Source organism: Kitasatospora sp. NPDC056531, assembly GCF_042794375.1.
Taxonomy (GTDB): Bacteria; Actinomycetota; Actinomycetes; order Streptomycetales; family Streptomycetaceae; genus Kitasatospora.
Genome location: NZ_JBHTTU010000025.1, coordinates 1 through 23,617 on the forward strand (window position 1 = coordinate 1; position 23,617 = coordinate 23,617).

Consider the following 23,617-nt stretch of genomic DNA (forward strand, 5'->3'; position numbering starts at 1 on the left):
CTGATCCCAACTCCCCTTCTGCTCCGATTATGGGCGGGGTATTCCGACAAGGACAACCCCCCCACCACCTCCCGCACCCCACACCAATCACCCCCCCCCGGGGCGGTGACGCTTACCGGCCGGTGTCCTCCGAGGGCCCCGCGCAAGACCCGTGTATAAGCAGCGGATAACAGTTCGGTAGGCATTTTGTGATCAACAATGACGCAGCGTGGCGAAACAGCGTCACTCAGCGCCAGATGACCACGGTTTTGCTCCGCCATGTCGCTGATTGTCCGGATTGTGCCGACGCGGGTACCGCACCGGGGCTGTTTGTCCCCCATCCCTGCACGTGCTGAAATTCCAGCTGCCCCTGAACATCCCCCGCCGGCCGCGTCCGGTGACGGGCCAGGGCCCCGGGGGTAGCGCTGGATTGATCCATGGCCGGCAAGTCGGCCGAGAGGTAGTTGTCGAGTGAGGCGTAAGCAGCAACCCGCCCCGCAGCGGCGCTCCGAGCCCCGCCAGAGCGAGCCGAACGGTACCGCCGCGGACCAGGCCGGATTCTCCGCGTTCACTCCCACCGAGGAGCGCGCCCCGGCCACTCCGGCCCCCAAGCCCCCGACATCGGCCAACGAGCCGCGCGACAGCGCCGGTGCACCCGCCGACGGCGGCTCCAGCCGGTACGACTTCCTCCGCCCGCGCAACTGGCGCGTGCCGACCCGCCTGATCGCGATTCTGCTGATCCCCGTGATCATCAGTCTCGTCTTCGGCGGTCTGCGCGTTAACACCTCGGTCGACGGCTACATCAAGGCGTCCCGCGCCGAGAAGACGGCCGAACTGGCCAAGGCGGCGACCGAACTCGCCGAGGCGCTGGAGAACGAGCGCGACAAGACCCTGATACCCCTGATCACCGGGCAGGACCCGAACAACGAGGTCACCAAGCGCCGCGCCGACACGGACGCCGCGCTGAAGGCCTACAACGCCGCGTACGAGGCCTCGGACAAGTCCGGCGAGCTGCCGCGCCGCCACGAGGCCTTCCAGATCCTCGTGGTGGACCTACCGCACCTGCGGCAGGTCGCGTACGGCAAGGAGCTGTTCGCCAGCGCCACCGCGAACGCCTACTCGACGATGTTCGCGCCGCTGCTGTCCTACGACAACTCGGTCGGCAACGGCTCCTCCAACGCCACCAGCAAGGGCCGCGCGATCTACGCGATGTCGCTGGCCAAGGCCTCCGCCTCGACCCAGCGCTCGCTGATGCTGAGCATTCTGGTCGGCATCGCGCAGGGCACGACCACGCGCTACGAGAACCAGGACATGACCCAGCAGATCCTGGTCTCGGAGAAGCTGGAGCAGGTCTCGCTGAGCGAGTTCAACACCGGTAGCGCCCCCGAGGACGCCCGGAAGTACGCGGACGCGCAGGTCGCCCTGGCCCCCACGAAGGACAGCACGGCGCTCAAGATGCCCAACGGCACCCTGCCCACCATGCAGGGCCTGCTGGCGATCGCCGGCAACTACGCCCAGGCCGCCGCCGAGGGCCAGCAGAGGGGCAAGGCCACGGCCGACGCCGCGTTCGCCGAGGCCAAGAGCGCCGGTCTGACCCCGGACAACTGGAACCAGGCCGCCGGTACCCACATCCAGGCCCTGCGGAACACCGAAGTCACGCTGCTGGACGACGTCCTCACCGACTCCCGCAACCTCAAGGACAACGCGCTCTACGACGCCATCCTCAACACGGTCATCGTCGTCGCCGCGCTGATCCTGGCCGGCCTGCTGACCGGCTACGTCGCCCGCTCGATGATCCTCGGCATGCGCACCCTGCGCAGCGCCGCCCTGGAGATCGCCGACCACCGTCTGCCGGACCTGGTCGAGAAGCTCTCCAAGACCGACCCCGACCGGGTCGACACCTCGGTGAGCGCGATCCCGCTGCACGGCAAGGACGAGATCGGCGAAGTCGCCCGGGCCTTCGACCAGGTCCACCAGCAGGCCGTGGCGCTCGCCGCCGAGCAGGCCCTGCTCCGAGGGAACGTCAACGCGATCTTCACCAACCTGTCGCGTCGCAGCCAGGGCCTGATCCAGCGCCAGCTGGCGCTGATCACCGACCTGGAGAACAACGAGGCCGACCCGGACCAGCTGGAGAACCTCTTCAAGCTGGACCACCTGGCCACCCGTATGCGCCGCAACGGTGAGAACCTGCTCGTCCTCGCGGGCGAGGAGGCCGGCCGCCGCTGGAACACCCCGGTCCCGCTGGTCGACGTGCTCCGCGCCGCCGCCTCCGAGGTGGAGCAGTACGAGCGCGTCGAGCTGTCCGGCATCCCGGAGGTCGAGGTCGTCGGCGCCGCCGTGACCGACCTCGTCCACCTGCTCGCCGAGCTGCTGGAGAACGCCACCTCGTTCTCCAGCCCGCAGACCCGGGTGCTGGTCAACGCGACCCGTCTGCCGGACGGCCGCGTCCTGGTCGAGATCCACGACAAGGGCATCGGCCTCACCGCCGACGACTTCGCCGAGATCAACGAGAAGCTGGCCGAGCCGCCCACGGTCGACGCCACCATCTCCCGCCGCATGGGCCTCTTCGTGGTCGGCCGGCTCTCCCAGCGGCACGACATCCGCGTCCAGCTCCGCCCGTCCGGCGAGTCGGCCGGCACCACCTCGCTGGTCATGCTCCCGCCGTTCGTCACCCAGGGCGGCGCCGCGCCGGAGCCGGAGGAGCAGTTCACCGTCTCCCGGATCTTCGCCGACCAGGAGCCGACCTCCGACTGGGCCGCCGACAGCCACTCCCGCAGCGCCGCCGAGCTGGGCTTCGACGACCACCTCACCGGCATCGGCAACGCCGGCTCCTCCGGCTTCAGCCCGGCCCTGGAGTCCGTCCAGCGCTCGCAGCGCCTCGACCAGGTCCGCCGCGCGGCCCTGGAGGGCTCCCCGCAGCCGCCCGTGGTGGATGCCGAGGTCGAGGAGGACTACGAGCAGGGCTACGACCAGTACGCCCCGCAGGGCTACGACCAGGGCGCCTACGCGGACGACCAGTACGGCCAGTACGGCAACGACCAGTACGGCAACGACCAGGGCGGCTACCGCCAGGACGAGTACGCCCAGGACGGCTACGGCCAGTACCCGCAGCAGGGCTACGACCAGGGCGCCTACGCGGACGACCAGTACGGCCAGTACGGCAATGACCAGTACGGCAATGACCAGTACGGCAACGACCAGGGCGGCTACCGCCAGGACGAGTACGCCCAGGACGGCTACGGCCGCCGGGCCGGCGAGGCCCCGGCCGCCCACCCGTACTCCCCGGAGCCGCCCGCCCTGCCCGCCGCCGACCCCGCCACCACCCTGCCGTCCGGGCTGCCCCAGCGCCGCCCCGGCCAGCAGCTGGCGGGCGGCAGCCTGGGCGGCGCCCCGGCCGGCGGCAGCCCGTCCGGCGAGAGCCCCAACTGGTTCGCCGGCGCCAAGGACACCTCGTCGTCCGCCGAGACGCGCGGCCACGACGTGTCCTCGCTCGGCGGTTACGGCCCGACCGGCCCGACCGCCAGCTCCGCCTGGCAGTCGCCGAACGACGGCGACTGGCAGCGCGCCGAGCAGCTGCGCGAGCCCTCGTCCTCCGGCACCACCGGGGCCGGCCTGCCCCGGCGCGTGCCGAAGCAGAACCTGGTGCCCGGCAACGCCAAGCCCACCCCGCAGGAAGGGCCGCAGGTCTCCCGCAGCCCCGAGGAGGTCCGTGGCCGCCTCACCAACCTGCGCCGCGGTGTGGAGCAGGGCCGCAGCGCCGGCAACACCGGAAGCTTCCGGATCGACCCCGATCAGGTAGACCAGTCCGGCAACGGACAGAACCGGAGCACCGATCTCTTCGGCGGCTCGAACCACCAGGAGCGTTGAGTTGACTCAGATGAGCCAGGCCGCACAGAACCTGAACTGGCTGATCACCAATTTCGTGGACAACACCCCCGGGGTGTCCCACACCGTGGTGGTCTCCGCGGACGGCCTCCTGCTGTGCATGTCGGAAGGCTTCCCGCGCGACCGCGCCGACCAGCTCGCCGCCGTCGCCTCCGGCCTCACCTCCCTCACCTCCGGCGCCAGCCGGATCTTCGAAGGCGGCGAGGTCAACCAGACCGTCGTCGAGATGGAGCGCGGCTTCCTGTTCCTCATGGCCATCAGCGACGGCTCCGCCCTCGCCGTCCTGGCCAGCCCCGACTCCGACATCGGCCTCGTCGGCTACGAAATGGCCCTGCTCGTCGACCGAGCCGGCGCCGTCCTCACCCCCGCACTTCGCGCGGAACTCCAGGGCAGTCTCCTGCACTGACGGTTCGTCGGATACCGTCCAGGTATTCGAAGCACCTCCGCGTCCTTCCCGGGCCCGCTTCGGCGGGCTCGGGTTCGGACGTTGTACGGCCTTCGCACCACCGGCTCCGGACTCGTACCGAAGCTCGCACCGCACCGCCGCACCCTGTGAGGAGAGGAACCGTGACACCGCCAGACGACCGCAGCGGCCAGTACGGCGTTCCGTACCCTGGCACAGGCCATGACGCCTTCGGAGCACCCGGCGTCGGCCACGGTCAGCAGTACGGCCGGCACCAGTACGGGCAGCCCCAGCAGCACCCGTACCCCGGTCCCGAGGAGCAGTACGGCCAGCACGACCCGTACGCCCGACAGCAGCCCGCCTACGACACCCCGCCACCCGGCCCGCAACCGACTGGCTGGCCGGCCCCGGCACCCGCCCAGGTGCCCGGCTACCAGCCGGCCCAGGAGCCCGGGCACGTCGAGGAGTTCGAGGACGAGCCCGACTCGGGCCCGCTGATCCGGCCGTTCGCGATGACCGGCGGTCGCACCCGGCCGCGCTACGAGCTCGCGCTGGAGGCCCTGGTCTCCGCCGACGTCGACCCGCAGCGCCTGGCCACCCTGCTCCCCGAGCACCAGCGGATCTGCACCCTGTGCACGGAGGTCAAGTCCGTCGCGGAGGTGTCGGCGCTGCTCTCCCTTCCCCTGGGAGTGGCCCGCATCCTCGTGGCCGACCTGGCCGAGGCCGGCCTCGTCGCCATCCACCAGCCCGCTTCCGGGGGCGAATCCGGAAACCAGCCCGACGTCACGCTGCTCGAAAGGGTCCTCAGTGGACTTCGCAAGCTCTAACGCGGCCGCCCCCACCCGCGCCACCACCTCCGCGAAGATCGTCATCGCGGGCGGCTTCGGTGTCGGCAAGACCACGCTCGTCGGCGCCGTCTCCGAGATCAACCCCCTGCGCACCGAAGCCGTCATGACCTCGGCCTCCGCCGGCATCGACGACATCAGCCACGTCTCCGGCAAGACGACCACCACCGTCGCCATGGACTTCGGCCGCATCACCCTCGACGAGGACCTGATCCTCTACCTGTTCGGCACCCCCGGACAGGACCGGTTCTGGTTCATGTGGGACGACCTCGTCCGCGGCGCCATCGGCGCCATCGTCCTGGTCGACACCCGCCGCCTCGCGGACTGCTTCCCCGCCCTCGACTACTTCGAGAACAGCGGACTGCCCTTCGTCGTCGCCCTCAACGGCTTCGACGGACACCAGCCGCACACCGCGGAAGAGGTCCGCGAGGCGCTCCAACTCGGCGAGAACACCCCCGTCATCACGCTCGACGCCCGTCGCCGCGACAGCGCCAAGAGCGCCCTCATCACCCTCGTCGAACACGCCCTGCTCGCCCGACTCCGGTGACGCCCGCGCCGATGGCCCACTGAACTTCACCAAGTCCCGTGGACCATCGGCGGGTTCGGACCGGTTACTCGGTCGGCTCCAGCCCGGCCCGGATCAGGCCGTAGGTGTACGCGTCCTCAAGTGCCAGCCAGGAGGCGGCGACCACGTTGTCGGCCACGCCGACCGTGGACCAGGCCGAGGTTCCGTCGGTGGACTCGATCAGGACCCGGGTCTTGGAGCCGGTGCCGTGCTGGCCCTCCAGGATGCGGACCTTGTAGTCCACCAACTCGAAGGTGGCCAGCGGCGGGTAGATGCCCTCCAGGGCGGTCCGCAGCGCCTGGTCCAACGCGTTCACCGGGCCGTTGCCCTCGCCGGTGGCGATCCGGCGCTCACCCTTGGCGCGCAGCTTGACGGTCGCCTCGTTGCCGGAAAAGCCGTTCGGCCCCTGCTCGCTGATGGTCCGCCAGGACTCCAGGGTGTAGAAGCGGTCCCGGCTGCCGCGCACCTCGTCGCGCAGCAGCAGCTCGAAGGAGGCATCCGCGGACTCGTAGGTGTAGCCGAGGTTCTCCTGCTCCTTCACCCGGGCCACCACCCGGCCGGCCAGGTCCCGGTCGGTGGAGAGGTCGTAGCCGAGCTCCTTGCCCTTGAGCTCGACCGAGGCCCGGCCGGCCATGTCGGAGACCAGCATCCGCATGGTGTTGCCGACCAGCTCGGGATCGATGTGCTGGTACAGGTCCGGGTCGACCTTGATCGCCGAGGCGTGCAGGCCCGCCTTGTGGGCGAAGGCCGAGAAGCCGACGTACGGCTGGTGGGTGGACGGGGCCAGGTTGACCAGCTCGGCGATCGCGTGCGAGATCCGGGTCATCTCGGCCAGCCGGCCCGCGGGCAGCACCCGCCGGTCGTACTTCAGTTCCAGTGCGCCGACCACCGGGAACAGGTTGGCGTTGCCGACCCGCTCGCCGTAGCCGTTGGCGGTGCACTGCACGTGGGTCGCTCCCGCGTCCACCGCGGCCAGGGTGTTGGCCACCGCGCAGCCGGTGTCGTCCTGGGCGTGGATGCCGACCCGGGCCCCGGTCGCGGCGATCACGTCGGCGACGGTCTCCCGGACGCCGGCCGGCAGCATCCCGCCGTTGGTGTCGCACAGCACCACCACGTCCGCCCCGGCCCGGTGCGCGGTGCGGACCACCGCGAGGGCGTACTCGCGGTTGGCCCGGTAACCGTCGAAGAAGTGCTCGCAGTCGATGAACACCCGCCGGCCCTGGGAGCGCAGGAACTCGACGCTGTCCCGGATCATCTCCAGGTTCTCGTCCAGCGTGGTGCGCAGCGCCAGCTCCACGTGCCGGTCGTGCGCCTTGGCGACCAGGGTCACCACGGGCGCGCCGGAGGTGACCAGCGCGGCCAGCTGCGGGTCGTCGGCCGCCTTGCCGCCGGCCCGGCGGGTGGCGCCGAAGGCGACCAGCTGGGCGTTGCGCAGCTCCAGCTCGGCGGCGGCGCGGGCGAAGAACTCGGTGTCCCGCGGGTTGGCCCCGGGCCAGCCGCCCTCGATGAAGCCGACGCCGAACTCGTCCAGGTGCCGGGCGATGGCCAGCTTGTCGGCCACCGTCAGGTTGATGCCCTCCCGCTGCGCGCCGTCGCGCAGGGTGGTGTCGAACACGTGGAAACTGTCGTCGGTACGGCTGACCTCGGTCATGGCCCCTGGTTCTCCGTTCGGGGAGGTTCGTACTGCTCTGCCGGATCTTCGTCCCGGCTCCACTGTCCAGGATCCCGCGTGCGGCCCCGGTGTCCCCGAGCCCCTCGTGGGGGCCGTCGGCCGGTCCGGGGAAACAAAAAGACCCCTCGCGGGTGCGAGAGGTCTGCGCGCGGGTCTGGACGCTCGTGGTCGCTCCGCATCGGGTCCTGCGGAAGCGGTCACTGCGGACCGGCGCGCCTGCTGCTAATAATCAGCGACAGCGAGGACACGCTCGCAGTCTGACACAGCTTCCACGATCCGGCCCGCCCGTCTCGCGATACGAAACGCGTCAGAACAGACGGCCAGTCGAAAGCTCGAACCCGAACGGTTCCGGCAGCCACAGAGGCTCTCCAACCGCGACATCCGTCGTAGTCGAATAGTCGCCCCGGCGCGGATCACTGTGCAGCGCGATCCGACCCTTCTGTCGGTCCACCAGTAGATAGAGCGGGATCCCCGAGGCTGCGTATCCCCTTCGCTTCGTCAGGCGATCATTGTCAGCACGCGTGGACGTAACCTCCATGACCATGAGCACACCGTCCGGCTTGCACCAGGACTCGCGTCCGGCCAAGGCATCGGTCTCGGTGAATGTGCCATCCGGGATGAACCGTCCGCCGGGTACGATCAGCCCTTTTGTCGGAGCGAAGTCGATGCCCTCAGGACACTGGCGGGCGACCTGCCAGACGATCCGGCCGATCGCAATCTCGTGGTCACCATCCGGCGGCGGGGTCACGACGATCTTCCCCTCGATGAGCTCGGCCTTGAATCCCTCAGGGGTGTCCAGGGCCAGAAAGGCTTCGAGGAGGTCATGTTCCGGAGCGCACGACGTCTCGGCGTATCCGTGCGGCAATGCGGTCACGGTCCCTCCCACTGTGTTCGAGGACCCTAACGAGCGGAATTCTTCGAGGTTACGGCCCGGGCGCCCCGGTGTCGCGGGGCGCCCGCGCGGCACGATCAGACGATCTTGTGCAGCCAGCCGTGGGTGTCGGGCGACTGGCCGCCCTGGATGGCCAGCAGGGCCCGGCGCAGCTCCATGGTGATCGGGCCGGGCTCGCCGGTGCCGACGGTCCAGTCGGCGGCGGCGGACTTGACCGAGCCGACCGGGGTGATGACGGCGGCGGTGCCGCAGGCGAAGACCTCGGTGAGGGTGCCGTCGGAGTTGGCCTGCTGCCACTCGTCGGTGGAGATCTTCCGCTCCTCGACCGCGTAGCCGAGGTCCGAGGCCAGGCGCAGCAGCGAGTCACGGGTGATGCCGGGCAGCAGGGCGCCGGACAGCTCGGGGGTGACGATCTTGGCGTCCTTGCCCTCGCCGAAGACGAAGTACAGGTTCATGCCGCCCATCTCCTCGACCCACCGGTGCTCGGCGGCGTCGAGCCAGACCACCTGGTCGCAGCCCTTCTCGGCGGCCTGGGCCTGGGCGACCAGCGAGGCCGCGTAGTTGCCCGCGCACTTGGCGGCGCCGGTGCCGCCGGGCGCCGCCCGGACGTACTCCTTGGACAGCCAGACCGAGACCGGCTTGATGCCGCCCTGGAAGTAGGCGCCGGCCGGGGAGGCGATGATCATGAAGAGGTAGGAGTTCGCCGGGCGGACGCCCAGGCCGACCTCGGTGGCGAACATGAACGGACGCAGGTAGAGGCTCTGCTCCGGCTCGTTCGGGACCCACTCCCGCTCCTGCTGGACCAGCAGCTCAACGGCCTCGACGAAGGTCTCGACCGGCAGCTCCGGCATCGCCAGGCGGCGGGCCGAGGCCTGGAAGCGCAGGGCGTTGGCCTCCGGGCGGAAGGTCGCGATGGACCCGTCGGTCTGGCGGTAGGCCTTCAGACCCTCGAAGATCGCCTGGCCGTAGTGCAGCGTCATGTTCGCCGGGTCCATCTCCACCGGCGCGTACGGGACCAGCTGGGCGTCGTGCCAGCCGCGGCCCTCGGTCCAGCGGATGGTGACCATGTGGTCGGTGAAGACGCGGCCGAAGCCGGGGTTGGTCAGCCGGGCCTCGCGCTCCGCTGCGGAAAGCGGATGGGCGGAGGGCTTGAGGTCGAACGTGATGGGCGCCTGGGTGGGCGTACTCATGGCTGTTTCCTTCACCGTGGGGTTGGTTCGGGCCGCCCCGCCGAAGGAACGTTACGGCGATCCATCGCCGGAACGGACGCACAACGGCACGGCCCACTGTCGATACTCGCATCCAGGGGGCCGTGCCGAACAGCTTCCCTCTACTTGGGGAGCTGCAAGCTGCGGTTATGCGGTCCGGCCCACCTGGCCGGACCCTTGTCGCGATCCGGCCCGCTAGCCGGATACTCGGGCGGCGAGCGCGTCGCCGACCTGGGAGGTGGAGCGGACGCCGGAGCGCTCGGCGAGGTCCGCCGCGACGGCGGCCTCCACCTGGGCCGCCTCGGCGGCGAAGCCGAGGTGCTCCAGCAGCATGGCGACCGACAGCACGGTGGCGGTCGGGTCGGCCTTGCCCTGGCCCGCGATGTCCGGCGCCGAGCCGTGCACCGGCTCGAACATGGCCGGGTACTCGCCGCTCGGGTTGATGTTGCCGCTCGCGGCGAGGCCGATGCCGCCGGTCACGGCGGCGGCCAGGTCGGTCAGGATGTCGCCGAACAGGTTGTCGGTGACGATGACGTCGAAGCGCTCCGGCTGGGTGACCAGGTGGATGGTGGCCGCGTCGACGTGCAGGTACTCGGTGGTGACCTCCGGGAACTCCCGGCCGACCTCGGCGAAGATCCGCGACCACAGGTGCCCGGCGTGCACCAGCACGTTGTTCTTGTGCACCAGGGTGAGCTTCTTGCGCGGCCGCGCCTGGGCCCGGCGGAAGGCGTCGCGCACCACGCGCTCGATGCCGTACGCGGTGTTCAGGCTGACCTCGGTGGCCACCTCGTGCGGAGTGCCGGTGCGCAGCGAGCCGCCGTTGCCGACGTACGGGCCCTCGGTGCCCTCGCGGACGACCACGAAGTCGATCTGCGGCTGTCCGGCCAGCGCGGACTGCACTCCGGGGAAGAGCCGGCCAGGCCGCAGGTTGATGTGGTGGTCGAAGGCGAACCGCAGCTTGAGCAGCAGCCCCCGCTCCAACACTCCGGACGGCACGCTCGGGTCGCCGATGGCGCCCAGCAGGATCGCGTCGAAGGCCTTCAGCTCGGCCAGCACGCCGTCCGGCAGCGTCTCGCCGGTCCGGTGGTAGCGCCGGGCGCCGAGGTCGTACTCGGTGGTCTCCAGCTTCACGTCGGAGGGAAGCACGGCCTCCAGGACCTTCAGGCCTTCGGCCACCACTTCCTGGCCGATGCCGTCACCCGGGACAACTGCGAGACGAATGGTGCGAGACATACTCGGACCCTACTCCGCCGTCCCATCCCCTGACACCTCGCGTCCAGCATCTGGACGATCAGGTCAGGTCGATCTCCACTGGGAACGGCTGATCGACTTTCAACTGCTTGTGGTAGATCCCGGTCGGGAAATACCGCTTGGACGCCGGCTCAAGCTCGAACGTGTAAACGACCGGGCGGCCCTCGTCACATTCGACGCGCCAGAAATGACGAATGCCGGCTGCCGCGTACTTGCCCGGCTTGATCTCCCGGTCACGCTCGCGGGACTCCTCCGAAACGACCTCGATCGCAAGTAGGACATGCTCGGCGGAGAAACCCGTTTGGCGATAGCCCGTGTCCGAGTCCTCGTGGACCACAAGGAGATCGGGTTCCGGCCGGTTCCGCCGGTCTAGCGTGACAGTCATCTCCGGCCACACTTCCCAGCCCTCCGGAACCGCCTTCTCCAGCCCTCGTTCGAGCACGCGCTTCGCTCGGACATGGAACTTCGTCTGCGGACTCACGAAGATCAGGCTCCCGTCGATCAGCTCAGTGTGCGGCGGGAGATCAGGCAGCCGGTCAAGATCCTCTGCGGTGTAGCCACCGGCAGGAGGCCGAATCCAGTCGGGGTACGGCGCGATGCTCATGGTTCCTCCCATAGGGGCATCCTGACGGCCCTCCCAGGCTACTCGGCAAAGCCTCCTCGGAGGCCACTCCTTCGAGGGAGCGCGGGTGATCAGAGTTGCGCCGCGGGCGCCCGTAGGGTGGCGTGGTCCGGGGTTCCTGGCAGAAACGGGGCGCGTGCGTGAGGACCGAGCGGCGGCGGGAGGTGCTGGTCTGCGGGGGTGCGGCCGGGCTGGCGGCGGGAGGGTACGCGCTGGCCGCCGGGCTGCGCGGGCGGTGGCCGACCGGGGCGGGCGACGTCGCCGTGCCGTACCACGCCCACCTGTGGGACCTGCTGCACGGACGGGCCGCCGGGGACCTGCTGTTCAACTGGAACAGCGGCTACGGCGCCCCCTTCCTGCCGGACTTCTTCGCCTACCTGATGAACCCCTTCTCCTGGCCGACCGCGCTGCTCCCGCGCGACCAGGGGCCGCTCGCCGTCTTCCTGGTCGCCCTGGCCACCGTCGGCCTCGCCACCGCCCTGATGGCCCATCTGCTCGGCCGCCTCCACCCCGGCCCCCACTGGCTGCGGGCGCTCGCCGCCGTCGGGTACGGGCTCTGCGCCTGGGTGCTGGACGTGGGCGGGGCGGCACCGATGTGGCTCTGGGGCCTGGTGTCGCTGCCGCTGCTCGGCCTGGTCGGGGACTGGTGTCTGCACGAGCGGCGCTGGGTGGCCGGCTCGCTCTGCGTGGCCCTCGCCTGGGCGGGCAACCTCTACACCGCCGCACTGGCCACCCTGATCGCCGGACTCCTGTTGGCCGTCCGCATGTTCGCCACCCCGCGGCCGTTCCGGCACCGGGTCCGGACCACCGGGCGGGCCGTCACCCTGACCACCGCCGGGGTGCTGCTCGTCTCCCCCGTGCTGTTCGTCGCCGTCCGCGCCGCGCGCGGCGCCCAGCCCGAGTCCCCGGTGCAGCCGGTCGGCCCGGGCGGGCTCGGCGGCCACCTCGCCCGGCTGCTGCCCACCGCCCAGGGCGGGCAGCCGCTGCCGGACGTGGCGATCGGGGTGCTCGGGCTGCTGCTGGTGTGCGGGCTGGCGTTCAACCGCCGGGTGCGGATCCGCGAGCGGGCGGTCTGGTGCACGGCGCTGGTGCTGGTGGTGCTCAGCTTCGTCTGGACCCCGACCGTGCTGGTCTGGCACGGCCTGGCGATCCCGGCCGGCGGGCCGTACCGGGCCGCCTTCGTGCTCAGCGGGCTGCTGGTGCTGGCCGGCTGGGTGTCGCTGGCCCACCGGCCGGACTGGCTCACCCTGCTGGGCGGCGCGGCCGTCACCGCGGTGGTCGCCGGGCTGGCGGCGAGCCGGCACTCGGTCCCCGCCTCCACCTGGGTGCTGCTGGGCGTCGGCGGCGTCGTGCTGCTGGCCGCGCTCCTGGTGCTGGACCGCCGGCACACCGACCGCCGGGCGAACGTCCTCGCCACCTGGGTGCTCGGCGGCGCGGTGCTCGGCAACGCCGTCTGGTCCGGGTACGCGGCGCTCGGCGCGGCCCCGGCCGACACCGCCTCCCCGGCCGCCGTGCGGGCCGGGTACGCGGCCGTGCGGGAGGCCGCCGACTGGCCGGACGGCCGCAGCGACCCCGGCCCGCACGCCTTCGGCACCAACGACCCGCTGCTGCTGAACGGCCAGGGCGGCGGCTACTTCAGCGGCTACCTGCCCACCGTCACCGCCCTGCTGCTGCACGACCTCGGCGCGGGCTGGACGGCCGGCGGGCGGCAGACCACCAGCGTCACCGACCCGGTCGGGCAGGCCCTGTTCGCCGTCCGCGCCCACCTGGACGACGGACCGCCCCCGGACGGCTTCACCCCCGGACGCGCGGCCGCGCCGCCGCTGGTCACCGTGCTGCCGCCGGGGGCCCGGCCGGACACCTCCTCGGTCTGGTCCAGGCAGGAGTCACTGCTCGGCAGCCAGGTCTACGACGCCCCGCTGCCCGTGCCGGCCGGCGGCCCGGTGCCCACCCTGCACGGCACCAGCGGCTGGTCGGTGCCGGGCGGCGGCGAGGGCACGGTGTTCACCGCCGGCTGCACCCCCGGCGGGACGGCCTACTTCCACGGGGTCTGGTACCGCGGCACGGTCAGCGGCCTGGGCACCAGCTACCGCAGCGACGGCGAGCAGCCCACCACGGCGGTGGCGATCCACCGGCTGGGGACCGTCCCGGCGGACGGGGTGGTCCGGGTGACCCTGCGCTCGGACGTCGTCACTCAGGTCCCCGCCCGCCCGATCGGTTGCCTGCGGGCCGGCGCCCTGGAGGCAGCCGTCGCCCGTCTCACCGCCACCGGCGCCACCCGCGTCGAGGCCGGCGGGCACACCCTCACCGCGACCCTCCCGGCGGGCTCGACCGGCACCGCGCTGCTCTCGGTCCCCGCCACCGAGGGCTGGACCTGCGCCGTCGACGGCCGCCCCGCCGCCGTCCCCACCCCCGTCCTCGGCATGATCGGCGTCCCCCTGGGCGACGGCGCCTCCCGCCTCACCTGCGCCTTCCGCCCGCCCGGCCTCACCGAGGGCCTCACCGTCACCTCCGCCACCGCCGCGGTCCTCGCCCTGGTCGCCGTCTTCGCCCGCCTCTCCCGCCGCCCGACCCGAATCCCGCGCCGCGACCGCCGCCTGGCCGTCCGGGGCCCCGACGGGACATGACGAGGGGCGGCCCGCCGGAATCCCGGCGGACCGCCCCGCTACTCGGTGATCACGGCAGGGTGAGTACCTGGGCCCGCCGGTCCGCCGGGTTGAGGTGGTGCAGCAATAGGAGCCGGGAGCTGTCGCCCGCCGCTCGGTGCACGTCGAGGACGGTGCCCGGGCCGGCCGGGGCCACCACGGCGGCGGGGCCGCTGAGGCCGGCCTGGACGGCGAGGGCCGGGTGCAGGACGTCCAGCGGGACGGTCGGGCCGGTGCCGCGCAGGCCGATGGCCGAGTAGGCGTCGGCCGGATCGGGCCGGCCGCCGCTCGCTTCGCCGGTCCAGACGCCGTAGTGGACGGTGCTGTGGCCGGGCTTGACGCCCGGCAGGGCGCTCAGCCGGACCGGGAGGACCAGGACGTCGCTGTCCAGCAGCTCTGTGTCGGTGTCGCCCCAGCGGGCGTTGAGCGGCTGGACGTCGAGCTCGGCGCCGGTGCGCGCGTCCAGGGCGCGGGAGACCAGGACGTCGCTGCCGTGCAGTCGGTCGGCCTTGAGGATCACGTCGGTGACGCCGTCCCCGTCGGTGTCCAGCGACACCCGCACCCCGTACAGCCCGACCGGCGTCGCCGCCGGCGCCCACAGCCGCACGCCCACGTACAGCTGGTCGGCGTCGGCCGCCGCCCCCGCCGCCCGCAGGTTGGCGGCCCGGTCGCCGGGGTGCTCGACGCAGACGTCCTGCGGCCGGCCGGCCGGCTCGGCCGCGGCCCCGGGCCGGATGCCCGAGCCGGGGCCGACGGCCTTGCCGCCGCCGGGCGGGCAGTCGGGCCAGCGGGCGGCCTCGCCGCCGAGCGCGAGGGCGCTGACCAGCCCGGGCCGCTCACCGGGCGCCGCGCTGCCGCCGAGCGTGACCAGGGTGCCGTCCCGGGCGGTCCGGACGGAGGCCGTCGCGGTCAGGTCGCTCGCCGGACGCGGGGCGGCGAACACCGGCACCCGCAGCTGCGGCAGCGCTCCGTCGACCGGGCTGAACAGCACCCGCCCGGAGAGCTCGCCCCGATAGCTGCGGGCCTTGCCACCCTGCAGGGTGTCGATGGTCGGGTCCGGCGTGCGCCCCAACTCCCCCGGTACGGACAGCGTCACCCTCACCCGCGCGGTGCCGCCGGCCGGCACCTCCACCTTGGCGGGCGTCACCTGGTAGGAAGCGCCCGGGAGTTGGGTCGCGGCGGCATAGCCGGTGCGGTAGGTCAGCGGCGAACCCGAGTAGTTGCGCAGCTCGATCTCCCGTCCGAGCGCCGTCGGCCCGCCGATCGCGACCGGACCGAAGGAGACCCCGACGCTGCCCGCCTCGGCGCCCTCCCCGGCCGCGTAGGCGACCACCGGCGTGCGGACCGCCCGGTCGACCCGGGCCCGTCCGGCCCCGGTGCGCTCGGGCCCGTAGACCGGCCCGCCGTGGTCGTCGCCGAGCCAGGTGTCCGTGCTGGTGTTCATCAGCGCGGCCTTGACCTGCTCGACCGGCCAGTCCGGGTGCGCGGCGCGGACCAGCGCGGCCAGCCCGGCGACGTGCGGGGCGGCCATCGAGGTGCCGTTCTCGCGCTGGCCGCCGCTGCCGCTGCCGACCAGGGCCGACCAGATGGTCTCGCCGGGGGCCGCGAGGTCGGGCTTGACCACACCGGGCACGCCGATGCCCCGGGAGGTGAAGTCGGTGAGGGTGTCCACCCTGGACGGCTGGTTCTGCGGGACCGAGCCGTGCAGCGGGTTGCCGGGCGCGGCGAGCCGGACCCGGACGTCCCCGGCGGCTGCGGCCTTCAGCAGCCGCTCGCCGTCGGCGTGGGCGAGCAGCACGGCCGGGATCCGGTCGTCCCCCGAGATCTCGGCCAGGTGGTCGCTGTCGGCGGCGTAGAGCGCGCCGATCGCCCCGGCGTCGGCCGCGTGGTCGGCGCGCGGGCCGGAGTTGCAGGCCCGCTCGGCGTCGCCGGTGTGCCAGGTGAGCAGCGCGATCCTGCCCTTGAGCCGCTGCTTGTCGGCCTCGCTGAACGCGGCACAGCCGTCCGCCTGGTCGACGGGCGCGGCGAGCGCGCCGCTCACCTCGGCGGTGGACCAGCCCCGGTAGCGCTCGCTCCAGTGCCCGGGGACGACCCCGGCCAGCGGGGCGGGGTCGAGCACGGTGATGCCGTCCACGTCGGCGTGCCCGTGTACGGAGGCGGCGACGGTGACGGCCCGGGCGGCGGTGCCGGGGCTGCCGCCGATGCCGTAGACGTCGCCCTCGTTGCCGGCGGCCGCGATCACCACGGTGCCGAGCGCGGCGAGCCGGTCGACGGCCAGGGAGTCGGCGTCGTCGGGGCTGCCGAAGCGGCTGCCGAGCGAGAGGTTGACCACGTCGAGCCGGTCGCCGAGGTCGCCGTCGCCGTTCGGGTCGGCGGCCAGGTCGAGCGCCTGGGCGAGCCGGTCGGTGGCGCCGTCGCACCCGAACACCCGGATCCCGTAGAGCTGCGCGCCGGGGGCGGCGCCGGGGCCGATCTTGAACGAGGCCGGGTCGAGCCCGGGCCGGTACGGGCCGGTGTACGGACGGCCGTCGGTGGTGACGCCGTACCCGGCCGCCGTTCCGGCGACGTGGGTGCCGTGCCCGTTGCGCACGCAGTCGATCGGGTTGTCGCTGGGGTGCGGGACGGGCTGGTACTGCGGGGAGGACGGGTCGGGGTTGTAGTCGTCGCCGACCAAGTCCTTGCCGCCGACCACCTTGGCGTTGGGGAACAGCGCGGCCGGCGCGGGCTTGCCGCGCTCGACCGAGCGGAAGGCGTCCTCGGTGCCGGGGCCGCCGAAGTCGGCGTGGGTGTAGTCGATGCCGCTGTCGATGATCCCGATCCGCATGCCGCGGCCGGTGTTCCCGGCGAGGGCCGAGTCGCCCTCCCAGACCTTCGGGGCGCCGATCAGCGGGACGGAGTAGGCGTTGTCGCGCTGCTTGTTCACGATCGGGTGGACGGCCCGGACGCCTTGCAGCGCCCGCAGCGCGGGCAGCCGGTCGGCGGGCGCGCTGACCGCGAGGCCGGTGAGCAGGGTGCGGGTGCGGTAGAGCTCGCGGGTGGCGGGCGCCGCCCGGTGGACGGCGCCGGCGAGCCGGTCGAGCGCGTCCCCGGCCCGGCCGCGCTGGGCGGCTCCGGCCTGGGCGGCCTCCCGACGGACGGCCTCCGGCGAGCGCTGGGTCCGTCGGGCCGTCTCGGCGGCCCGCCGCCAGGCGGGGCCGACCGCCTCGGTGGTGAGCTCCAGCAGGACGGAGGCGGTACGGCCCCGGCCCGGGGGTCCCACGTCGGACGGGTCGCCGGCCGCCGGGGTGGCGGCGAGCGCGGCGCTGCTCGGAATGAACACAGCTGCCAGCAGGACCAGAGTGAGACCGATCCGGACGATCGGTCGGCGAACGGGTGGCAGACGCACTGGGCCCTCTCCCCCGGCCGGGGGACTGATCCGCACAGCGTGTCGCTGACGCCCGCCCGCGCGGACGTCGATCACCCTTCCGGGGGCCCCAAATTAGGATGATCGCGCCGGCGAGGGCGAGCAACTTCCCTCGGATGGACCCGAGTTGCACCCTACGGAGTGACCTGCCGTCAGCCCGACCGGCCTAGTAGGCCGATGAACGCCACCGGCGGCACCGCTCAGTTGTGGCCGGTCACGCCGCCGTTGTCACGGCGGTCGAGCGAGCGCTGCAGCGCGGCGGCCGCGAAGGGGTTCCGCTCGGCGGCCCGGCGACGGCGCGGGGCGCGGACGGGGGTGGCGGCGGGGGCGGTGGTGACGTGACGGTCAGCGGTGGGAGGCATACCGGGCTCCTTGGAAGCGGCGCTGCGGACGAGCAGCACGAGGAGGAGGGTGCCGCGCGCAGCGCGCCCCGGGAAGGGCGGCAGCGGGCGACGGGAGGGGGGTATGCGCGGGAGCAGGGATCGCCTGCCCGTGATGGCGCACGCGCACACGGGCCGCACTCCCTGGCTACAGGGGCGGCACACCGTATGGCTCTTCCACGGTAAGGCTCCGCCCCGGCCGTGTCTGCACGAATACTTGGATTTCCTAGTATCTGAGACGGGAACCGCCCGGGAGTACGCAGCAGGGCCCGGACCACCGTCCGAACGGCGGTCCGGGCCCTGTTCAGGCCGGGAGGATCAGCCCAGGTCGACCGAGCGCGCGAAGCGGGCGCCGATCTCGGCGGCGATCGCCGTCAGCACGTCCTGGGGGATCTCGCTGTCCACGGTGATGGAGGCGAGGGCGCTGCCGCCGTCCCGGGCGACCTGCATGCCCGCGATGTTGACGCCCGCGTCGCCCAGGTGGCGGCCGAGCACGCCGACCACGCCGGGGCGGTCCTCGTACTTGAAGAAGGCCATGTGGTCGGTGAGCGCCACGTCCACGTCGAAGGCGTCCACGCCGACGATCTTCTGGATCTGCTTCGGGCCGGACAGCGTGCCGGAGATCGCGATCTCCTCGCCGTTCGCGAGGGTGCCGCGCACGGTGATCACGTTGCGGTGCTCAGGGCTCTCGCTGGAGGTGGTCAGACGGACCTCGACGCCGCGCTCCTGGGCGAACAGCGGGGCGTTGACGTAGGACACCGTCTCCGCCACCACGTCCTCGAACACGCCCTTCAGTGCGGACAGTTCGAGCACCTTCACGTCGTGCTGGGTGATCTCGCCGCGGACCTCGACGTCCAGGCGGACGGCCACCTCGCCGGCCAGCGCGGTGAAGATCCGGCCGAGCTTCTCGGCCAGCGGCAGACCCGGGCGCACGTCCTCGGCGATCACGCCGCCCTGGACGTTGACGGCGTCCGGTACCAGCTCGCCGGCCAGCGCGAGGCGGACCGACTTGGCGACCGCGATACCGGCCTTCTCCTGCGCCTCGTCCGTGGAGGCGCCCAGGTGCGGGGTGGCGACCACGTTGTCGAAGGCGAACAGCGGGGAGTCGGTGCACGGCTCCTTGGCGTACACGTCCAGGCCCGCGCCGGCCACCCGGCCCTCGCGCAGGGCGGCGGCGAGCGCCTCCTCGTCCACGATGCCGCCGCGGGCGGCGTTGACGATGCGCACGGTCGGCTTGACCTTGTGCAGCGCCTCGTCGCCGATCAGGCCGATCGTCTCCGGGGTCTTGGGGAGGTGGACGGTGATGAAGTCCGCGACCTCCAGCAGCTCCTCCAGCGAGACCAGCTTGACGCCCATCTGCGCGGCGCGGGCGGCCTGGATGTAGGGGTCGTACGCGACGATCTTCATCCCGAAGGCGGACATCCGCTGGGCGACCAGGACACCGATCCGGCCGAGGCCGACCACGCCGAGGGTCTTCTCGCTCAGCTCGACGCCGGTGTACTTGTTGCGCTTCCACTCGCCGCCCTTGAGCGCGGCGTTGGCCGGGGAGATGTTGCGGGCGACCGAGATCAGCAGACCGCAGGCGAGCTCGGCGGCGGTGACGATGTTGGAGGTCGGCGCGTTGACGACCATCACGCCGGCCTTGGTGGCGGCGGCGACGTCGACGTTGTCCAGGCCGACGCCGGCCCGGGCGACGACCTTGAGCTTGCGGGCGGCAGCCAGCGCCTCGGCGTCGACCTTGGTGGCGGAGCGGATCAGGATCGCGTCCACGTCGGCGATCGCGGTGAGCAGCTCGGTGCGGTCGGCGCCGTTGCAGTGGCGGATCTCGAAGTCGGGGCCGAGGGCGTCGACGGTGGCGGGCGATAGCTCTTCGGCGATCAGGACGACGCCAGATTTCACAGTGGTCGCAGTGCTCACGACAGTGTGTCCTTAACTGTCCGGTTCCCCGGCGCACGTGGGTGGCGTGGAGAGCGGGGGAAGGTGGCATGCCGCGTAGGTAGACGCACGACGCTGTGGGCCTGACGCGCACTCGGAGTGTATCGACGGGCTTGGTGCCAAGCTGCTCCCGTCCGGCGAAATCACCCGGACGGGAGCAGCCTACTTGTACAAGGGCGTTACAAAATCAGCGGGCCCGAGGGGCTCAGGCCTTCTCGTTGACCCAGCTCATCAGCGAGCGCAGCTTCTTGCCGGTGGTCTCCAGCAGGTGGTTCTCGTCGGCCGTCTTGTACTCGTTGTACTTGGGCAGACCCGCCTTGTACTCGGCGATCCAGGTGTTGGCGAAGGTGCCGTCCTGGATCTCGGCGAGGACCTTCTTCATCTCGGCCTTGGTGGCGTCGGTGATGATGCGCGGGCCGGTGACGTAGTCGCCCCACTCGGCGGTCTCGGAGACCGACCAGCGCATCTTCTCCAGGCCGCCCTCGTACATCAGGTCGACGATGAGCTTCAGCTCGTGCAGGCACTCGAAGTAGGCGATCTCCGGCTGGTAGCCGGCCTCGACCAGGGTCTCGAACCCGGCCTTCACCAGGGCGGCGGTGCCACCGCAGAGGACGGCCTGCTCACCGAACAGGTCGGTCTCGGTCTCCTCGGTGAAGGTGGTCTTGATGACGCCGGCCTTGGTGGCGCCCAGGCCCTTGGCGTACGACAGGGCCAGCTCGAAGGCCTTGCCGGTGGCGTTCTGCTCGACGGCGACGATCGCCGGGACGCCGCGGCCCTCCTCGTACTGGCGGCGGACCAGGTGGCCCGGGCCCTTCGGGGCGACCATGCAGACGTCGACGTCCGCCGGGGGCTTGATGAAGCCGTAGCGGATGTTCAGGCCGTGGCCGAAGAACAGGGCGTCGCCGGCCTTCAGGTGCGGGGCGATGTCGGCCTCGTAGACGTCGGCCTGGATCGGGTCCGGCACCAGGATCATGATGACGTCGGCCTCGGCCGCCGCCTCGGCCGGGGTGACGACGCGCAGGCCGGCCTCCTCGGCCTTGGCGCGCGACTTGGACTCCGGCTTCAGGCCCACACGGACGTCGGCGCCGGAGTCGCGCAGGGACAGCGCGTGGGCGTGGCCCTGGCTGCCGTAGCCGATGACCGCGACCTTGCGGCCCTGGATGATGGACAGGTCGGCGTCGTCTTCGTAGAACAGCTCGGCCACGGGGGCACATCTCCTTGCGTGTTGGTGCCGGGTGCGCGGGTTCTACCGTATGCGCAGCCGGGGGTGGTGTGGGGTCGTCGCCTCAGGGATTGAGACGGCGCTCGCGTCGGTCGCCGGCGCCTGAGTCGGCGCTCGCTCAGGCGCTGCGGTCGAGGGCGCGCAGCGACCGGTCCGTGATGGAACGGGCGCCGCGGCCGATGGCGACCAGGCCGGACTGGACCAACTCCTTGATGCCGTAAGGCTCCAGCATCCGGAGCATGGCCTCCAGCTTGTCCGAGCTGCCAGTGGCCTCGATGGTCACCGCTTCGGGTGACACGTCGACCGTCTTGGCCCGGAACAGCTGGACGATCTCGACGATCTGCGACCGGGTCTCGTTGTCGGCGCGGACCTTCACCAGGACCAGTTCCCGCTGGATCGCAGCGGCCTGGTCGAGTTCGACGATCTTTATCACGTTCACGAGCTTGTTGAGCTGCTTGGTGACCTGTTCCAGCGGGAGGTCCTCGACGTTGACCACGATCGTCATCCGGGACACGTCCGGGTGCTCGGTCGGGCCGACGGCGAGGGAGTCGATGTTGAAGCCCCGACGGGAGAACAGCGCGGCGATGCGGGCGAGCACGCCGGGCTTGTTCTCGACCAGGACGGAGAGGGTGTGCTTGGACATGGGATTCCTCAGTCGTTCTGGATAAGGGGGCCGTCAGTCGAGGTCGTCGCCGAAGTCGGGGCGGACGCCCTTGGCGAACTGGATCTCGTCGTTGCTGGTGCCGGCCGCGACCATCGGCCAGACCATGGCGTCCTGGTGGACGATGAAGTCGATGACGACCGGGCGGTCGTTGATCTCCATCGCCTGCTTGATGACCGCGTCCAGGTCCTCGGGGCGCTCGCAGCGCAGGCCGACGCAGCCCATCGCCTCGGACAGCAGGACGAAGTCGGGGATCCGGGTGCCCTGGGCCGGCGGCTCGATGCCGTCATGGTCGGGGCCGGAGTGCAGCACGGTGTTGGAGTAGCGCTGGTTGTAGAACAGCGTCTGCCACTGCCGGACCATGCCCAGCGAACCGTTGTTGATGACCGCGACCTTGATCGGGATGCCGTTCAGGGCGCAGGTGACCAGCTCCTGGTTGGTCATCTGGAAGCAGCCGTCGCCGTCGATGGCCCAGACCGCGCTGTCCGGGCGGCCGGCCTTGGCGCCCATCGCCGCCGGGACGGCGTAGCCCATGGTGCCGGCGCCGCCGGAGTTGAGCCAGGTGCCGGGCCGCTCGAAGCGGAGGTACTGCGAGCTCCACATCTGGTGCTGGCCCACGCCCGCGGCGTAGATGGCGTCCGAGCCGACGAGTTGGCCGATCCGCTCGATGACCTGCTGCGGGGAGAGCTGGCCGCTCGGGGCCGGCTCGTAACCCAGCGGGTAGGTCTTCTTCCACTCGTTGAGCTTCTCCCACCAGTCCGAGTAGTCGCCCTTGTGGCCGGCGTCGAACTCGGCCTGGACGGCGACGATCAGGTCGGCGAGCACCTCGCGGGCGTCGCCGACGATCGGCACGTCCGCCGGGCGGTTCTTGCCGATCTCGGCCGGGTCGATGTCGGCGTGCACGACCTTGGCGTACGGGGCGAAGCTGTCCAGCTTGCCGGTGACCCGGTCGTCGAAGCGGGCGCCGAGGGTGAACAGCAGGTCGGACTTCTGCAGCGCGGTGACCGCCGGGACGGAGCCGTGCATGCCGGGCATGCCCAGGTGCTGCGGGTGGCTGTCCGGGAAGGCGCCGAGCGCCATCAGGGTGGTGACGACCGGGGCGCCGGTCAGCTCGGCGAGGATCCGCAGCTCGGCGGTGGCCTGCGCCTTGATCACGCCGCCGCCGACGTAGAGCACCGGGCGCTTGGCGCTGACCAGCATCTTCGCGGCCTCGCGGATCTGCTTGGCGTGCGGCTTGGTGACCGGGCGGTAGCCCGGCAGCGCGGTCTCGACCGGCCACCGGAAGGTGGTGGTGGCTTGCAGGGCGTCCTTGGCGATGTCGACCAGGACCGGGCCGGGGCGGCCGGTCGCGGCGATGTGGAAGGCCTCGGCGATCACTCGGGGGATCTCGGCCGGGTCGGTGACCAGGTAGTTGTGCTTGGTGATCGGCATCGTGATGCCGCAGATGTCCGCCTCCTGGAAGGCGTCGGTGCCGATCGCCTTGGAGGAGACCTGGCCGGTGATCGCGACCATCGGCACGGAGTCCATGTACGCGTCGGCGATCGGGGTGACCAGGTTGGTCGCGCCGGGGCCGGAGGTGGCCATGCAGACCCCGACCCGGCCGGTGGCCTGGGCGTAGCCGGTGGCGGCGTGGCCGGCGCCCTGCTCGTGCCGGACCAGGATGTGGCGCACCTTGGTGGAGTCCATCAGCGGGTCGTACGCGGGAAGGATGGCCCCGCCCGGAATGCCGAAGACGGTGTCCGCGCCTACGGCCTCAAGCGAGCGGATGAGCGACTGGGCTCCGGTCATGGTCTCGGCGACGTGCTGGGGAGCGGGAGCGTGGGCGGCCGGGTTGTCCCCGCGGCGGGGGGATGCGGCGTGCTCAGTCATCTGCCTGTCTCTTCTCGGGTTTTGCCGGTCCGGTGCTGCGGGCCCCGGTACTGCGAGGACGGGGTCCCGGTCCGGGCCGATCGCCGGCTCTGCCTCCATCGTCCCGCTCAAATCCGATGAATCGGACTTCCCGGGGCAATCGGGCCAGGGGTCTTACGGAAGTGGAACAGCGTCAGTGCA

16 protein-coding genes are annotated in these 23,617 nt (G+C 71.9%); 5 read left to right on the forward strand and 11 right to left on the reverse strand.

The features are described 5' to 3' along the window. Positions 1-450 precede the first annotated feature (450 nt). The 4 genes from ACFQ87_RS21560 (at position 451) to ACFQ87_RS21575 (ending at position 5,659) form a co-directional block, all read left to right on the forward strand. Positions 451-3,846 (forward strand): nitrate- and nitrite sensing domain-containing protein, encoded by a 3,396-nt coding sequence (locus ACFQ87_RS21560; RefSeq protein WP_380612409.1) that lies wholly within the window; start codon positions 451-453, stop codon positions 3,844-3,846. Between the two features lie 10 nt (positions 3,847-3,856). After that, positions 3,857-4,270: a roadblock/LC7 domain-containing protein gene (locus ACFQ87_RS21565; protein ID WP_097236138.1), complete on the forward strand. Its 414-nt coding sequence runs from the start codon at positions 3,857-3,859 to the stop codon at positions 4,268-4,270. Positions 4,271-4,431: 161 nt separating this feature from the next. Then, positions 4,432-5,094: a DUF742 domain-containing protein gene (locus ACFQ87_RS21570; RefSeq protein WP_380612410.1), complete on the forward strand. Its 663-nt coding sequence runs from the start codon at positions 4,432-4,434 to the stop codon at positions 5,092-5,094. Then, positions 5,075-5,659, forward strand: a complete 585-nt coding sequence (locus ACFQ87_RS21575; RefSeq protein ID WP_380612411.1) for an ATP/GTP-binding protein — start codon at positions 5,075-5,077, stop codon at positions 5,657-5,659. The genes ACFQ87_RS21570 and ACFQ87_RS21575 overlap by 20 nt, the downstream gene beginning before the upstream one ends. A 64-nt stretch (positions 5,660-5,723) precedes the next feature. Here ACFQ87_RS21575 and cimA read toward each other — a convergent pair whose 3' ends face one another. From cimA to ACFQ87_RS21600, 5 genes are all read right to left on the reverse strand, one after another. Continuing rightward, positions 5,724-7,328, reverse strand: coding sequence for a citramalate synthase (cimA, locus tag ACFQ87_RS21580; RefSeq protein WP_380612412.1), 1,605 nt, complete (start codon positions 7,326-7,328; stop codon positions 5,724-5,726). 328 nt (positions 7,329-7,656) lie between these two features. Continuing rightward, positions 7,657-8,223: a Uma2 family endonuclease gene (locus tag ACFQ87_RS21585; RefSeq protein ID WP_380612413.1), complete on the reverse strand. Its 567-nt coding sequence runs from the start codon at positions 8,221-8,223 to the stop codon at positions 7,657-7,659. Between the two features lie 95 nt (positions 8,224-8,318). Continuing rightward, entirely contained in the window at positions 8,319-9,431 is a 1,113-nt protein-coding gene (locus ACFQ87_RS21590; protein WP_380612414.1) for a branched-chain amino acid aminotransferase, read from the reverse strand. A gap of 213 nt (positions 9,432-9,644) precedes the next feature. Further along, positions 9,645-10,682, reverse strand: a complete 1,038-nt coding sequence (locus ACFQ87_RS21595) for a 3-isopropylmalate dehydrogenase (protein WP_380612415.1) — start codon at positions 10,680-10,682, stop codon at positions 9,645-9,647. Between the two features lie 58 nt (positions 10,683-10,740). Then, complete coding sequence (locus ACFQ87_RS21600; RefSeq protein ID WP_380612416.1) at positions 10,741-11,304, reverse strand: Uma2 family endonuclease; 564 nt, start codon at positions 11,302-11,304, stop codon at positions 10,741-10,743. Between the two features lie 158 nt (positions 11,305-11,462). Between ACFQ87_RS21600 and ACFQ87_RS21605 the strand changes: the two genes are divergently transcribed. Continuing rightward, a complete protein-coding gene (locus tag ACFQ87_RS21605) occupies positions 11,463-13,949 on the forward strand; it encodes a YfhO family protein (RefSeq protein ID WP_380612417.1) in 2,487 nt (828 codons plus the stop codon). A 49-nt stretch (positions 13,950-13,998) separates the two neighbouring features. On the opposite strand, the gene ACFQ87_RS21610 is transcribed toward ACFQ87_RS21605, so the two are convergent. The 6 genes from ACFQ87_RS21610 to ACFQ87_RS21635 all read right to left on the reverse strand — a co-directional run bounded on the left by ACFQ87_RS21610 (position 13,999) and on the right by ACFQ87_RS21635 (position 23,437). Continuing rightward, positions 13,999-17,352, reverse strand: coding sequence for a S8 family serine peptidase (locus tag ACFQ87_RS21610; RefSeq protein ID WP_380612418.1), 3,354 nt, complete (start codon positions 17,350-17,352; stop codon positions 13,999-14,001). A gap of 218 nt (positions 17,353-17,570) precedes the next feature. Further along, positions 17,571-17,732: a hypothetical protein gene (locus tag ACFQ87_RS21615; protein ID WP_380612419.1), complete on the reverse strand. Its 162-nt coding sequence runs from the start codon at positions 17,730-17,732 to the stop codon at positions 17,571-17,573. A gap of 336 nt (positions 17,733-18,068) precedes the next feature. Then, the gene (serA, locus tag ACFQ87_RS21620; protein ID WP_380612479.1) at positions 18,069-19,649 is read right to left on the reverse strand and encodes a phosphoglycerate dehydrogenase; all 1,581 of its coding nucleotides are present in this window, start codon (positions 19,647-19,649) and stop codon (positions 18,069-18,071) included. Between the two features lie 241 nt (positions 19,650-19,890). Beyond that, the gene (gene ilvC / locus ACFQ87_RS21625; protein WP_380612420.1) at positions 19,891-20,889 is read right to left on the reverse strand and encodes a ketol-acid reductoisomerase; all 999 of its coding nucleotides are present in this window, start codon (positions 20,887-20,889) and stop codon (positions 19,891-19,893) included. 136 nt (positions 20,890-21,025) lie between these two features. Beyond that, on the reverse strand, positions 21,026-21,550 hold the full coding sequence (gene ilvN / locus ACFQ87_RS21630) for an acetolactate synthase small subunit (RefSeq protein ID WP_097236150.1): 525 nt from the start codon (positions 21,548-21,550) through the stop codon (positions 21,026-21,028). A gap of 33 nt (positions 21,551-21,583) precedes the next feature. Continuing rightward, positions 21,584-23,437, reverse strand: a complete 1,854-nt coding sequence (locus ACFQ87_RS21635; protein ID WP_380612421.1) for an acetolactate synthase large subunit — start codon at positions 23,435-23,437, stop codon at positions 21,584-21,586. Positions 23,438-23,617 lie beyond the last annotated feature (180 nt).